Genomic DNA, 14869 nt, shown 5'->3' with positions numbered 1-14869 from the left:
ACCTATTGCATACAACACACGACGCAAATTAACTACACCCTCGCGGTTTAATTATAGTGTTTCCACCGTAGCACGTCCTGTAGGAGTCAAGCCTATAACTATAGTAAAATCATCATTCCAAGCAAAATGTTTATTCCATTGCTGTTGACGTGGATGGTAAATAGAGACAACATTACCACTGATCAGATCAATTCCTTCAGTTTTGTTATACTTATGATTATTGCAACCCTGACAAGACAAAGCCAAATTATCCAAACTTGTATTTCCACCTTGGCTTCTAGGAATAATATGTTCAATTGAAAAAGGTTGCATAGCAAAACGCGCTTGACTTCGACAATATTCACAACATCCGTTTGCGCGTTCAAAAACAGCTTTCTTCTGTTGCGCTGTTACTCTTTTTTCAGACATAACTTTGCGTCTGAATACCCAAATTTTCCATCAATGTATTCAAAGCAATTCCTTTTAAACTTGCTAACTCCGCTAAATATTCAATCTGTTGTACTTGCTGTTTTTCAATCTGTTCAGTTAATCCTAATAATTCTCTATATTCATCATTTGTGAGAATTTCTGCATCTCTTTTAGCTATTAAATCGTGGTAATATTGCTGAATATCTAACGGTATACCTTGATTAATTTTTAATAATAATTCTGACTCCCGTTGCATCAAACTGGAAGTTGTCCGTTGTGCTTGTATCGCAATAGCTTGAGAAATAAACTTCCTTAAATCTGATTGGCTTAATTGTCCAACAGCTTTAAGTAAATCTTCTGAAGAAAATTGTACTTCAACTTTCATTGTTGACATAATTTTTATCTCACCAACTAATATATTGATATTATCAGTTTTCTCTTGAGAATTTGAGAGATTGTACCTTCAGTAATTATAATATAAGCCGTCAGCTATCAGCTTTCAAGGCTGAAATACAGGGAATTAAAACTAATTATCTGAGTGTAAATTAAAGAAAATAAACACTTCCTGTTCTTGACTGACTACTGATAGCTGAACCGCTTACCATTGCTTTCTTAATTTTCAACCTGGTTTTTTCCGATTCTGACTCCCTATTCTTGAGTAGTATCCTTGCAGAAATTCAGAATCTAAATACATCCCTGAATATGGAAATTATTTTCCTGTTTTTAGTATTTCTACTAAATCATAAAAAGGTTGCCAATTATCATTTTCAGATATTGATTCCCAAACAGATTCAATTACAGGTCTTAATAACGCTGTTTTGGGATTAGATTCAGTGAGAGTTTTAGCGATTTTATCCATTTGATCAAGATCAAAATGATTGAGGATTTGATGATAGAGGAAACACCAATTATCGAAAGTTGCTGATTTCCCTAAAGCTGGAATAATTTCTGAACCATCCATTACTAAAGCTGGATCATCTCGCCATTTACTAGAAAAGGTAGCAGCTATATCAGCAAAGAATTGATGATAACCAACTTGACTATCATGTAAAAAGGTAATAGTTAACCGCAAAAATTCATTAGCTTCCTCTAATTGTAAATCTGCAAAACCCAATTTTTTCAACATCAAGGCGCGATATTCAGCTTGATAATATTCAGCAAACTTAGATAAAGCAACATCCAAATCACCTTGATGAATTATCGGCTTTAAGGGTTCTTGCAAAAGTTCTAAATTCAACTTGCAAATCCCTGGTTGTTGACTATAACAATAACGTTTATAATGATCAAAATATGCCGCCGTAAACTGGAGATCATAAGTAGGAATAAAGGCATAGGGTCCATAGTCAAAACTTTCTCCAGTAATTGACATATTATCAGTATTCAGAACTGCATGACAAAAACCCGCTGCCATCCATTGAGCCACTAATTCAGCGACGCGCTGCACTAATTCGGCATAAAATAAAGCATATCTATCATTTTCCGTCTGTAAATGAGGATAATACTGTTCAATGACATGATCTAACAGTTTTTGCGTTAAATCAGGACGTTTAAAATAGTTTAATCGTTCAAAAGTACCAAAACGAATATGAGATTTACTCATGCGAATCATGACGGAAGAACGAGTTGGAGAAGGTTCATCACCGCGCCACAAGCCTAAACCCGTTTCAATCATGCTCAAACAGCGAGAAGTGCGAACACCTAAACGATGAAGTGCTTCAGCGGCGAGAACTTCCCGCACTCCCCCTTTAAGGGTTAACATTCCGTCACCACCGCGAGAGTAGGGGGTTCTTCCCGAACCTTTTGTGCCAAAATCGTATAATTCCCCATCAATACCCCGCACTTGTCCATAGAGAAAGCCTCTACCGTCACCTAATTGGGAGTTATATTGTCCAAATTGATAACCGTGATAACGTAGGGCTAACAGGGGTTCTCGTCCCTCAAATTTACCAAAAGCGTTAATAAAATCTTCGTCTTTAACTACTTGAGGATCAACTCCTAAGCGTGGTAATAGTGCATCATTGCGCCAACGCAAAATATGTTGGGGAAATTCTTCTGCGACAACTTGATCATAGTAATCATTACCTAGAGACTCTATAGCTGGTTCATAGTTGAGGGTAAGTAAGGGATTAGTAGCATGAGTATGATTGGGAGTTTCATCCAGAGTCATAAAAATTACGCTTAATTGATATTTATTTAATGATAGACAAAAAAGCTCACCATCTTGCTAATTTAACGTAAGTTGCTAGTTAAATTGTCAGAAATGGCTAACGCCACGCTGCGCTATCACGAGCTTATAAAAATTATATATCTTCTTGAGAATGATCAATAAAAAATAAAATAGATTCCAGAATTCTTCAAGAAGTCGGGGATCTAAGGATTACAATATTCACATAAACTAGGATCAGCAAATTCTTGATTGTTAGGAAATAATTGTTGTTGGGTAAAACCGCATTTTTGACATTGAAAAATTACTGCTTTAATTAATGAAGTTGGCTGATGACAAAGTTTACAAGGTAATCCAGGTATTTTTTGATTAATCATAAAACCAGGAGTATTACATTGGGGACATAAACTATTAATTTTATTAATTAAGTCTTGGGTAGTAAGGGCAATATTTTTCATTCTGGTAGGATTATACATTGCTCTCATATCTGTTTCTATATTAAATTTATTACCATTTGTGTTTTTTATAGCAATTTCTACTGAATTTATCAGAGTTTCCTGGCTGGTAATACCTTTAATAAATTCTGTTTTCCCTGTAAATATATTATCAAGTGAAATTACTAAACCATGTTTAGGAAAACCAACCTTTGTTCCAAATTCTTCAGCTTCTTCTAAACTAGATATAGTTTGATGATTAAAATTAGTTTCTGTGGAAAATATTTCACCAATAATTTCTAAATCATTTTCTTGATCCAGAAAAATAATTATTTCTCGGTTAGCATAAATATAGGGGATTAGGGGGTGAGGTGCAAAACTTCCTTCACTAGCGAGTGCTATTTTTTCATCATACATTTTCAAGGCTTTTTTAGCTTTTAACCTAGCAGTAATAATTTGTGTGTCTGGACGTTTAATTTCTCTAGTAAAAGTCCCAAAAATATCAGTATTTAAGTCTTGAGGAACTATCAAATTAATTCCTAAATGTTCTTTCAACAAAGGAGAAATTACCTTTTCTTTATTGTGCATTGTCGCCAAAATAGCCACGCGATGATTATATAATGACATAATTTATTTCTCCATAATTATCTTTAGATTCCCTACTTATTGGAGAAATCGGGGATCTGAGGTATTATAAATGCGATCGCCAGTGGGGATTTGTCAAACTTGTGAAAATATGATCTTCCCATTTACCATTAATCATTAAATAATCTCTAGCATATCCTTCGACTACAAAACCAGCCCTTTTAAGAACATTACCACTGCGGCGATTATGGGGCATATAATTAGCCATAATGCGGTGCAGATTTAATTCTTGAAAAACATACTCAGTGGAAATAGATAAGGCTTCTGTCATGTAACCATAACCTTGGGCTGATTCTGCTAAACTGTATCCTAATTGACAAAATTGAGCAGCACTATGCACAAAGTTGCTAAAATTAGCAGTTCCCAGGACTTTTCTAGGCTGGTGTTTCCGATAAATAAATAGTTTTAATGAATAATTGTTAACAAATTCCCAGAAACTGGTTTCTACTTGATATTCCCAATATTCTTCGGTAAAAAAATTTTCATCCCATTTGGGATAAAATGGTGTGAGATATTCTTTATTTTCAGTAAAATATTTGAGTATATAGGGAATATCCTCCATCACTGCCATTCTTAATATTAGGCGATCGCTTGTCAGAATTGGTGGCTCTGATGTCATATACTCATACTTAAATTTAAATATTTTGTATCAGCTATACTAATTTGAACATTAATCCAAAAGACTGCAAAAAGGATCATAACAGTGGGAATACGCTACGATTGGCAACCAACAGAGATATTGACGATATATAATACACCATTTCTAGAGCTAATTTATCAAGCTGCTACTGTGCATCGTCAATATCACAAACCCGAACAAATACAAGTTTGTAAACTTATCTCCATTAAAACCGGTGCTTGTCCAGAAGATTGCGGTTACTGCGCTCAATCTTCTCGCTACAAAACCGAGGTAAAACCCGAAGCACTGTTAGAAAAAGCAACAGTGATGAATATTGCTAAAACAGCCAAAGAAAGCGGTGTGAGTCGGGTTTGTATGGGTGCTGCTTGGCGAGAAGTTCGGGATAATTCCCAATTTGAGGAAGTCCTGGATATGGTTAAGGACGTAACCGACATGGGTTTAGAAGTATGCTGTACCTTGGGAATGTTGACAGAAAACCAGGCAAAGCGGTTAGAGGATGCGGGATTATATGCTTATAACCATAATCTCGACACCTCACGGGAACACTACAGCACCGTAATTACAACTCGAACCTATGACGATCGCCTGAATACCATTGCCAATGTTCGCCAAACTAATGTTACCGTATGTTCGGGCGGTATTCTCGGTTTAGGAGAAAATGTCGCAGATCGGGTAGGAATGTTACATACTCTCTCAAATTTACAACCCCACCCCGAATCTGTACCCATTAATATTCTTTCCCAAGTTCCCGGTACACCTTTAGAAAATCAACCCGATGTCCCCATTTGGGATGTGGTGCGGATGATTGCAACTGCTAGAATTATTATGCCTAAATCTGACGTGCGATTAAGCGCAGGTAGGGCGAGACTTTCCCAGGTAGAACAAGCTTTATGCTTTATGGCTGGTGCAAATTCCATCTTCTCCAGCGATGATAACAAAATGTTGACGGTGACTACTCCCTGTCCTGATTATGATGCAGATAAAGAAATGTTGAATTTGCTGGGTTTGGAAATGCGTCCCCCATTCCAAAAGCAGGAAAAAACACCAACTCCAGTGATGATATAACAAAAGTAGGTTGGGTTAAGCGACAGCGCAACCCAACGATATTGATAATGTTGGGTTTCCTTGCGTCAACCCAACCTACTTGATTAAATGATCTTGGCGGAACGCAGACCAAATAACAAGCCAACAGCTACACCCATAAATACACCTAAAAATACAACATACTCAATTGCACCAGTCATGGCAGTTTCTCCAAATTAGTTACTTATTTATATTGAATCATCAATAATTATTAAAGGGAACAGGGAACGGGGAACAGGGAACAGAGAATAGGTTGCCAAATTGGGGTAAAATACGCGGACAAGTGATTATATTAGGGTTAGGGAATGACTTCTGTAATTAAAGTAGATATACCTGAAAAGTCTTATGATATTACCATCGCCCCTGGGAGTTTAGATCAACTAGGTGAACAAATGGCGAGTTTGAAACTAGGGAAGAAGGTATTACTAGTTTCCAACCCGATGATATTTAAATATTATGGCGAAAGAGCGATCGCCTCTTTGCAAAATGCCGGTTTTGAAGTTGTCAGCTACAACCTACCCCCCGGTGAACGCTACAAAACCCTCAACTCCATTCAAAAACTCTACGATATCGCCCTGGAAAATCGCCTAGAACGCTCCTCAACGATGGTCGCCTTGGGTGGAGGTGTAATTGGTGATATGACGGGCTTTGCCGCCGCTACATGGCTTAGAGGCATCAATGTTGTCCAAGTTCCGACCAGTCTCCTAGCAATGGTAGATTCGGCTATTGGTGGCAAAACCGGCGTAAATCATCCCCACGGCAAAAACTTGATTGGTGCATTCCATCAACCCAGTTTAGTTTTAATTGACCCAGAAGTCTTAAAAACCCTACCTGCTAGGGAATTTCGGGCAGGAATGGCAGAGGTGATCAAATACGGGATCATTTGGGATACCGAGTTATTTACTCAACTAACAGCAAGTAAACACCTTGATCAACTCCGCTATGTAAAATCCGACCTGATAAACAGCATATTAACTCATTCCTGTCAAGCAAAGGCAGATGTAGTTAGCAAAGATGAAAAAGAATCTGGACTGAGGGCAATTTTAAATTATGGTCATACCATTGGCCATGCGGTGGAAAGTCTCACAGAATATCGTCTATTTAAACATGGTGAAGCCGTAGGTATTGGCATGGTAGCAGCGGGAGAAATTGCTGTAAAATTGGGACTTTGGCCACAAGCAGATACAGAACGTCAAAACAACCTAATTAAAAAAGCAGGTTTACCCACCCAAATACCCGCAGATTTAGACATTGAAGCTCTTATTGATGCTTTGCAATTAGACAAAAAAGTTAAATCTGGTAAAGTCCGCTTTGTATTACCAACCCAAATTGGTGCAGTCAAAGTTACCGACGAAGTACCAACAGAAATAATTAGAGAAGTATTATTAGGGAAGTAGGGGCGGGGTCTCCCCGCCCTTTTTAAGACCACATCATGCTAAACAGGTAAAGGTGCTACACCATTTAATTGACGGGCAGCATTGATACAAACGGGGCAATCACAGCCAAATAACTTGATAGCTAGATCACTTTCTGCATCAGAAAATTCTAGTTCTTTGGGATTATTTGTATCTGCTTGTGCTATTTGCATGGGTGATTTTGCAACAGCAGGAGGAGTATTACTTACCTGTATACATACCTTTTTCGGACTTGCTGAATGGGGAGACATAACACAAGATAGATGAGTCCCACTAGCGTCCATTGTTTGACTAGCATGAGCAGGTCTAGCCATCATCACCATAGATATCATGGATGTAAACAATACGGGGCTAGAAATCAAAGTTAAAATAAATCGTTTGTTCATGTACTCTTAAAAACCTTTTCATTATCGGGAATAAACCAATTTATCTTTTCTGACAACTTGGTTGTAAATCAGTCTATCTTATCTAAAGAATGTCACAACTTCAACGCATTACTATTAATCCAAACCAACTCCAAGAAACAGAACTTTTATTAACATCCCAACAACAACATTATTTACTACGGGTGTTGCGGTTGCGAGATGGTGATAAATTCATTGCTATGGATGGTATGGGTAAATGGTGGTTAGCACAGTTAGCAGGGGAACAAGGGCAGGTTTTAGAATTACTGGAGGTAAAAACTGAATTACCGATATCTATTACCTTAATGATGGCATTACCGAAAGGAAATGGATTTGATGAGATTGTCCGGTGTTGTACGGAGTTAGGAGTAACTTGTATTGCACCAGTTTTAAGCGATCGCACTTTATTAAATCCCAGTCTCCAAAAACTAGAACGCTGGCGGCGTATAGCCTCAGAAGCCGCTGAACAATCAGAACGGGCTGTGGTTCCCACCATCTTAGAACCCGTAGCTTTTAACACTGCCATGAATGAAAGTACCGCTACTCATCGTTATATCTGTGAAGCCCGTGGTGATTATCCTCATTTAAATCAGGTGATAAATAATACTAAAAATGACATAATTATAGCTATTGGACCAGAGGGAGGATGGACAAATCAAGAAATAGAAATAGCTGTAAAATCAGGATTTCAGCCCATTTCCCTGGGTCGTCGCATTCTTCGCGCCGTTACAGCACCCATAGTTGCTATATCTTTAATAGCCGCAAATTTTGAATAATCTCCTTTGAAACCCTTAAAACAACACCTCATTATTTTTACCCGTTACCCAGAACCAGGGAAAACAAAAACCCGACTCATACCGGCTTTAGGTGAAATTGGTGCTGCTAATTTGCAAAAGCAGATGACTGAATATACGATTTCTCAGGTTAGAGAATTGGCAAAAATGACCAGAGTATCTGTAGAAGTGCGCTTTACAGGTGGTGATTTAGAAAAAATGCAAAATTGGTTAGGAAATGATTTATTGTATCAATTTCAGGGTGAGGGAGATTTAGGAGTAAGAATGGAAAGATCGCTTGCAAATGCGTTTAGTCAAAATGCAGAACAAGTGATAATAATTGGTACGGATTGTCCTGATCTAAATTCGCAAATTTTAGCAAGTGCTTTTGAGAAATTGCGGGTTTTTGATCTTGTAATTGGTCCAGCCATTGACGGTGGTTATTATTTAATTGGTTTACAACAACCAATAGCAGAACTATTTGCTAATATCCACTGGGGTACTGCTCAGGTATTCGCAAAAACAGTAGAAATTGCTCAAACTTGGCATTTATCAATCAGTTATCTGCAAGCTTTAGCAGATATTGATCGTCCAGAGGATATTGAAAATAGCACTTTTTGTCTCTAGTTTTCCCTGCCATATTCCTTATGCTAAGGCGGAAGCTTGGGGTTTGGCAAAAATCATCCTCCCAGCGGAGGTTTGTAAAGCACTGGTAACTACTACTCGCAATTCACCACCGACATAACCCCTGCCTTCTTCCACCACTACCATTGTGCCATCATCTAAATAGCCAATTCCTTGAGTTGGTTCTTTTCCTTCTTTGAGAATTTTCAAATCCAGATTATCACCCGGTAAATAAGTGGGACGCACAGCATTTACTAAATCATGAACATTCAAAACTGGGACTTTTTGCACACTAGCAACTTTGGACAAATTGTAATCATTGGTGAGTAATGTGCCATTGATTTCTTGAGCAAAACGCACTAATTTGGCATCAACCGTGGCAGTATCGTCATAGTCCACAGGGTTAATTAAAATGCGTTCGGGATAAGTTTCACGAATGCGGTTGAGAATTTCTAATCCTCTTCTTCCTCTCACCCGTTTTTGATCCTTACTCGCGTCGGCTACTTGTTGCAACTCTTGTAAAACAAATTGGGGGACAAGAATTAACCCTTCTAAAAATCCTGTTTCTAGTAATGTTTCAATCCGGCCATCTATAATACAGCTAGTATCTAAAACTTTGGTATTAGCAGGTTTAAGAGTTCCTTCCACCACCATACTTTCTACAGTATTGGGGTTAATTAATCTTAACAAACCCCGTCCGTGGGTATCTGCCAAATTCATTCCTGTCACAGAGAGGATAATACTACCAACAACGGCGACAAGAGGTTTAATAAAACCAAAATCTGGGGGAATGGGTAATAAAAATAGCGGGGCTAACATAAGATTGGCAAGTAATAGCCCAATTACTAAGCCAATGGCACGGGTGAGAATGACTTCTAGGGGTAGTTCTCGAACTTGTGACTCTAGCCGACGGTATGTAGTCTGGAAACTCAGCCCGACTGCACCACCAATAATGGCAGCAAACACGGCGAAAACTAGACGTAAGGCATCTAAATCACTGACTCCATCAAGAGTACCAGGGGGGAGTAGATCGGTGCTGAAATAACCTATTCCCGCCGCTGCCAAGATAAATGAGAGAATAATAATGACATCCAGCATGGTTGTGTTGTGTTCCTACAACGGTATGTATTCGATAAAGTAAAGTATGCTTGTTTCTATCCTTTTTGGTAAATTCAGAAATATGAAATCATACTAGCTGATCAGGCAGACAGAATATGCCAACATTATAACCAAAGGGTTTTGACTGCATATTATTTTTATTTTTAGGCAAAAAGGATGAAAAGTTGTAAACAAACTCCTCATTTTCATTATTTTTAATATTCAAATCAAATTCACTATTGATCAGAATGAGTCAACAAGATATTGGTTGGGGGATTCCCCGTTCTGCTTACGTGCATATTCCCTTTTGTCGGCGACGGTGTTTTTATTGCGATTTTCCGGTATTTGTAGTGGGCGATCGCTCACGGGGGGAAAATTCTGGGACAATTGGCGAATATGTTGAAGTTTTATGTCAAGAAATCAGGATTGCACCAACTTATGGTCAACCTTTAGAAACAATTTTTTTTGGTGGTGGTACTCCTTCACTATTATCAACAGCACAGTTGCAATCTATATTGACAACCTTAGAACAGCGATTTGGCATAGCCTCTAAGGTAGAAATCTCTATGGAAATTGACCCAGGGACCTTTGATTTCGCACATATCGCTGGTTATCGTAACTCAGGAGTAAATCGGGTCAGTTTAGGTGTTCAAGCCTTTCAAGAAGAATTGTTAAAAACCGCTGGGCGATCGCATTCCCTTGTAGATATTTTTACAGCTATAGAGTTAATTCACCAAGTCGAGATTCCCGAATTTAGCTTAGACTTGATTTCTGGCTTACCGCATCAATCTTTAGCACAATGGCAAGATTCCTTAACCCAAGCAGTCGCAGCCACACCAACTCACATTTCCATCTATGACCTGACCATTGAACCCGGAACAGCCTTCAATCGTTATTACAAACCGGGAGATGATCCCTTACCCACAGATGAAACCACAGTCAAAATGTATCAAATGGGGCAAAAAACCTTAACTGATGTCGGTTACGAACATTACGAAATTTCCAACTATGCCCAACCAGGACATCAATGCCAGCATAATCGAGTTTATTGGCAAAATCGCCCCTATTATGGCTTTGGCATGGGTGCAGCCAGCTATATTCATGGTAAACGCTTCACCCGTCCCCGTAAAACCCAGGAATATTACCAATGGTTAAAAAACGGTGCTGTCATTGATTGTGAAATCACACCACAGGCAGATGTCTTGCTAGAAACCTTAATGTTAGGGTTACGGTTAGCCGAAGGAATCAGTTTAAATTCCCTAGCAGCAAAATTCGGCAATCATCAAGTAGAGAAAATTCAAAGCTGTTTGCAACCATACTTTGCCCAAGGCTGGGTGAAGATTATTGGGGATAGCTTGCGATTTAGCGATCCCGATGGTTTTGTATTTTCTAATGTGATGTTAGCGAAGTTGTTTGAAAAGTTGGGAGAATGATGATTTTCTCTCACGCAGAGGCGCAGAGTCTCAGAGAGTAAGAATTTGAAATTAATTTCATATTTCAATTCAGGAACGTCAATTTTTCCGCCTTTGATGAATGCAGAACAAAAACCAAGTAAACTCAACCTAATTATAACTCCCTTCCTCCTCTCCGTGCCTCTGCGCCTCTGCGTGAGCCATAAAACCTAAAAAGTCACAACACTCCGAATAGACTCCCCCCTGTGCATCAAATCAAAAGCATCATTAATCCTTTCAATCGGCATCACATGAGTAATTAAATCATCAATATTAATCTTACCATCCATATACCAATCTACTATTTTCGGTACATCTGTCCGCCCTCTTGCACCACCAAAAGCCGAACCTTTCCAAACCCTTCCAGTTACTAATTGAAACGGACGAGTGCTGATTTCTTTTCCCGCACCAGCAACACCAATAATCACACTCACACCCCAACCTTTATGACAACATTCCAAAGCTTGACGCATGGTATTAACATTACCAATACATTCAAAGGAATAGTCTGCACCACCGTTTGTTAAATCTACTAAATAGGGAACTAAATCACCTGCAACTTCTTGGGGATTGACAAAATGTGTCATCCCAAATTTTTCAGCTAAAGCCCGTTTACTGGGATTAATATCTACACCAATAATCTTATTCGCGCCCACCATTCGCGCCCCTTGGATGACGTTTAAACCAATGCCACCCAAACCGAAAACCACCACGTTTGCGCCTGGTTCTACTTTAGCCGTGTAGATAACCGCACCGATACCTGTTGTGACACCACAGCCAATATAACAAACTTTATCGAAAGGGGCATCTTCCCGAATTTTAGCAACGGCGATTTCTGGTAATACCGTATAATTAGCGAAAGTTGATGTACCCATATAATGGTGAATCATGTCGCCACCGATACTAAAACGGCTCGTACCATTAGGCATTAAACCCCGTCCTTGTGTGCCGCGAATTGCTTGACAGAGATTGGTTTTGAAGCTTAAACAATAATCACATTGCCGACATTCGGGAGTGTATAAAGGAATGACATGATCTCCAGGTTTGAGACTTTTGACATCAGCCCCCACTTCGACAACTATACCAGCCCCTTCATGTCCTAAAATTGCCGGAAATAAGCCTTCAGGATCATCACCGGAAAGGGTAAAAGCATCAGTATGACAAACCCCACTGGCTTTAATCTCAATTAATACTTCCCCTGCTTGTGGTGGTGCTAATTGTACGGTTTCAATTGTGAGGGGTTTTCCTGGGGTGTAAGCTACTGCTGCTTTGACTTCCATTTGATTCTCCTGTGGGAATTTAGGTAATTTTATCTCACGCAGAGGCGCAGAGTCGCAGAGAGAGGAGAATTTTTAACTGCTTGTCAAATAATTCCCTGTGTAGTACATTAGTACCTATCACATGAGAAATCCCCCACCTTCACCAGTGGGGCTTTATTAACTACCAGATTTTGTTAAAATCGCATTCACTGGTTTAAATTAGTTAAAGGCAGTGGCTGTTTTGGCAACTATAATAAATTTTGTCTTAGCTGCAACCACCTTTTAATTTATCCACTTTTGCGATTAATTCAGTCTGTAACAAACATGATAAAACCTGCCCTTACGAAAATTGGCGCTCAAATGTCCAACTTAACTGGCGTAAGAGCGATTATGAAAGATATTAACGAAACCCTCAGAGCTAGTAAGGGACAGGAATTATATAATTTGAGTGCTGGCAATCCGTTGATTTTACCAGAGGTAGAACAGTTATGGCGCGATTGTACGGCAGATTTATTAGCTAGTTCCGAATATGGTGAAGTTGTTTGTCGTTATGGTTCAAGTCAAGGTTATTCACCATTAATTGAGGCAATTGTCAAGGATTTTAACCAGCGTTATGGGTTAAGTTTAACTGAGCGGAATATTTTAATTACTGCGGGTAGTCAAACTATCTATTTTTACGCCGCTAATGCTTTTGGTGGCTATACTCAAGATGGCAATTTGAAAGAAATTGTGTTGCCGTTAAGTCCAGATTATACTGGCTATGGTGGTGTTTGTTTGTTCCCAGAAGCTTTGGTTGCTTATAAACCTACTCTGGATATTGATACAGCCGCACATAGATTTAAATATCGTCCTGATTTTAACCAACTTTCGATTACCGAAAATACTGGTTGTGTGATTTTTTCCCGTCCTTGTAATCCGACGGGTAATGTTTTAACTAATGATGAGGTAAATAAAATCACCGATTTAGCTGCACCACATCATGTACCTGTATTGATTGACTCGGCTTATGCACCTCCTTTCCCAGCTTTGAATTTTACGGAAATGACTCCGGTATTTGGGGAAAATATCCTCCACTGTATGAGTTTATCAAAAGCAGGTTTGCCTGGAGAACGGATTGGGGTAGCTATTGGAGATGAAAATCTGATTCAGGTTTTGGAATGTTTCCAAACTAATGTGGGAATTCATTCTTCTCGATATGGTCAAGCGATCGCAGCTAGAGCGATAGAATCAGGTACATTAGCAAATATTGCCGAAAATGTGATCCGTCCTTTCTATCAGCAAAAGTTTGATGTCTTAGAAAGTACATTGGAAGCCGCAATGCCGAAAAATATACCTTGGTTCTTACATCGTGGTGAAGGGGCGATTTTTGGCTGGTTATGGTTGCAAGATTTACCTATGACTGATTGGGAATTCTACCAGGAATTAAAGAAGGTGGGTGTAATTGTTGTTCCTGGTAGTAGTTTCTTCCCTGGTTTAAAGGAGGAGTGGGAACACAAACATCAATGTCTGCGAATTAGTTTAACTGGTAGTGATCAGGAAATTACTATCGGTATGCAGCGTTTAGCTAAGGTTGCTGAACAGGTTTATCAAGTTGCGGCTGTGAGTGTGTAAGATAAATGAACCACGAAGAAGCGAAGAACACGAAGAAGAAGAAGAATGTAGGGGCGGGGTCTCCCCGCCCAAAATCTGGGTCTCCCCGCCCAAAATCTGGGTCTCCCAGCCCAAAATCTGGGTCTCCCCGCCCAAAATCTGGGTCTCCCAGCCCAAAATCCGGGTCTCTCCTCCCTCCTAAGCCCCAGTCTCCACCTATTAACCCAGTCCCCAGTCCCCAGTCTCCAGTCCCCAATCTCGATGATTGGTTGGAAATTGGCAAAATTGTCTCTCCTCAAGGTTTAACTGGGGAGTTGCGGGTTTATCCTAATACGGATTTTCCTGAACGCTTTGAAGAACCTGGAAAACGCTGGTTGTTACGTCCTGGGGAAACGGAACTTCAACCTGTGGAGTTGTTAAATGGGCGGTATCTTGATGGAAAGAATCTCTATGTGATTAAATTGAAGGGAGTAAGCGATCGCCATCAAGCTGAAAATATGCGTGATTGTCGGTTTTTTGTCCCTGTTAGCGATCGCCCAGAATTAGAAGAAGGTGAATTTCATGTGTTAGATTTGTTAGGATTGCAAGTCTTTATGCAATCATCTGGGGAATTTGTGGGAACGGTGGTGGATATCTTACCTTCAGGTCATGATTTATTGGAAGTTAAATTTGATCCTGCTTTTGTCACTAATAATGAAGAGTTGACAACTGATAAAGTACAAAAAACTGTTTTAATTCCTTTTGTGATGGAAATTGTTCCTGTTGTAGATTTAGAAAATCGTCGAGTTGAAATTATTCCTCCCCCCGGTTTATTGTCAATTAATAATTAGTTAATAATTGTTGGTTGGGTTGACGCAAGGAAACCCAACATGATCAAAACG

Annotated in this window: 16 protein-coding genes; 7 read left to right on the top strand and 9 right to left on the bottom strand. The window is 39.2% G+C overall.

Features of this window, described 5'->3' with window-relative positions; translation table 11 throughout:
• Positions 1–51: 51 nt before the first annotated feature.
• The 5 genes from FJR11_RS21715 to FJR11_RS21695 all read right to left on the bottom strand — a co-directional run bounded on the left by FJR11_RS21715 (position 52) and on the right by FJR11_RS21695 (position 4270).
• Positions 52–408 carry an HNH endonuclease gene (locus FJR11_RS21715; protein WP_254444819.1) on the bottom strand — a complete coding sequence of 119 codons (357 nt, stop codon included), beginning with the start codon at positions 406–408 and terminating at the stop codon, positions 52–54.
• Positions 401–802 carry an STAS/SEC14 domain-containing protein gene (locus FJR11_RS21710; RefSeq protein ID WP_174763166.1) on the bottom strand — a complete coding sequence of 134 codons (402 nt, stop codon included), beginning with the start codon at positions 800–802 and terminating at the stop codon, positions 401–403. Before FJR11_RS21710 ends, FJR11_RS21715 begins: the two co-directional genes overlap by 8 nt.
• Positions 803–1117: 315 nt before the next feature.
• Positions 1118–2575, bottom strand: coding sequence for a YdiU family protein (locus FJR11_RS21705; protein WP_168507510.1), 1458 nt, complete (start codon positions 2573–2575; stop codon positions 1118–1120).
• A 203-nt stretch (positions 2576–2778) separates the two neighbouring features.
• Entirely contained in the window at positions 2779–3633 is an 855-nt protein-coding gene (locus tag FJR11_RS21700; RefSeq protein WP_168507492.1) for a DUF6671 family protein, read from the bottom strand.
• A gap of 64 nt (positions 3634–3697) precedes the next feature.
• Positions 3698–4270, bottom strand: coding sequence for a GNAT family N-acetyltransferase (locus FJR11_RS21695; protein ID WP_168507490.1), 573 nt, complete (start codon positions 4268–4270; stop codon positions 3698–3700).
• 78 nt (positions 4271–4348) lie between these two features.
• On the opposite strand from FJR11_RS21695, the gene bioB reads away from it, so the two are divergent.
• Positions 4349–5356, top strand: coding sequence for a biotin synthase BioB (gene bioB, locus FJR11_RS21690; RefSeq protein ID WP_168507567.1), 1008 nt, complete (start codon positions 4349–4351; stop codon positions 5354–5356).
• Between the two features lie 83 nt (positions 5357–5439).
• Here the strand turns inward: bioB and petL are convergent, their stop codons facing one another.
• Positions 5440–5535 (bottom strand): cytochrome b6-f complex subunit PetL, encoded by a 96-nt coding sequence (petL, locus tag FJR11_RS21685; RefSeq protein ID WP_168507488.1) that lies wholly within the window; start codon positions 5533–5535, stop codon positions 5440–5442.
• Positions 5536–5679: 144 nt separating this feature from the next.
• Here petL and aroB point away from each other — a divergent pair, with 144 nt between their 5' ends.
• Complete coding sequence (gene aroB / locus FJR11_RS21680) at positions 5680–6771, top strand: 3-dehydroquinate synthase (RefSeq protein ID WP_168507486.1); 1092 nt, start codon at positions 5680–5682, stop codon at positions 6769–6771.
• 38 nt (positions 6772–6809) lie between these two features.
• Here aroB and FJR11_RS21675 read toward each other — a convergent pair whose 3' ends face one another.
• Positions 6810–7175, bottom strand: a complete 366-nt coding sequence (locus FJR11_RS21675; protein ID WP_168507484.1) for a hypothetical protein — start codon at positions 7173–7175, stop codon at positions 6810–6812.
• 89 nt (positions 7176–7264) lie between these two features.
• On the opposite strand from FJR11_RS21675, the gene FJR11_RS21670 reads away from it, so the two are divergent.
• Positions 7265–7969 carry a 16S rRNA (uracil(1498)-N(3))-methyltransferase gene (locus tag FJR11_RS21670; RefSeq protein WP_168507482.1) on the top strand — a complete coding sequence of 235 codons (705 nt, stop codon included), beginning with the start codon at positions 7265–7267 and terminating at the stop codon, positions 7967–7969.
• A 6-nt stretch (positions 7970–7975) separates the two neighbouring features.
• Entirely contained in the window at positions 7976–8593 is a 618-nt protein-coding gene (locus FJR11_RS21665; RefSeq protein WP_168507480.1) for a TIGR04282 family arsenosugar biosynthesis glycosyltransferase, read from the top strand.
• An 18-nt stretch (positions 8594–8611) separates the two neighbouring features.
• Here FJR11_RS21665 and FJR11_RS21660 read toward each other — a convergent pair whose 3' ends face one another.
• Complete coding sequence (locus tag FJR11_RS21660; protein WP_168507478.1) at positions 8612–9688, bottom strand: PIN/TRAM domain-containing protein; 1077 nt, start codon at positions 9686–9688, stop codon at positions 8612–8614.
• Positions 9689–9936: 248 nt separating this feature from the next.
• Here FJR11_RS21660 and hemW point away from each other — a divergent pair, with 248 nt between their 5' ends.
• Positions 9937–11121: a radical SAM family heme chaperone HemW gene (gene hemW / locus FJR11_RS21655; protein ID WP_168507476.1), complete on the top strand. Its 1185-nt coding sequence runs from the start codon at positions 9937–9939 to the stop codon at positions 11119–11121.
• A gap of 188 nt (positions 11122–11309) precedes the next feature.
• Here the strand turns inward: hemW and FJR11_RS21650 are convergent, their stop codons facing one another.
• Positions 11310–12419, bottom strand: a complete 1110-nt coding sequence (locus FJR11_RS21650; protein ID WP_168507474.1) for an S-(hydroxymethyl)glutathione dehydrogenase/class III alcohol dehydrogenase — start codon at positions 12417–12419, stop codon at positions 11310–11312.
• A gap of 306 nt (positions 12420–12725) precedes the next feature.
• Here FJR11_RS21650 and FJR11_RS21645 point away from each other — a divergent pair, with 306 nt between their 5' ends.
• Positions 12726–14009: a valine--pyruvate transaminase gene (locus FJR11_RS21645; protein WP_168507565.1), complete on the top strand. Its 1284-nt coding sequence runs from the start codon at positions 12726–12728 to the stop codon at positions 14007–14009.
• Between the two features lie 5 nt (positions 14010–14014).
• Positions 14015–14818, top strand: a complete 804-nt coding sequence (rimM, locus tag FJR11_RS21640) for a ribosome maturation factor RimM (protein ID WP_254444818.1) — start codon at positions 14015–14017, stop codon at positions 14816–14818.
• Positions 14819–14869: the final 51 nt, after the last annotated feature.

Source organism: Anabaena sp. UHCC 0187, from assembly GCF_009712035.1.
Lineage (GTDB): Bacteria > Cyanobacteriota > Cyanobacteriia > Cyanobacteriales > Nostocaceae > Dolichospermum.
Note: the sequence above shows the minus strand (reverse complement) of the source record. Positions and strands in the feature narration are given on the sequence as shown.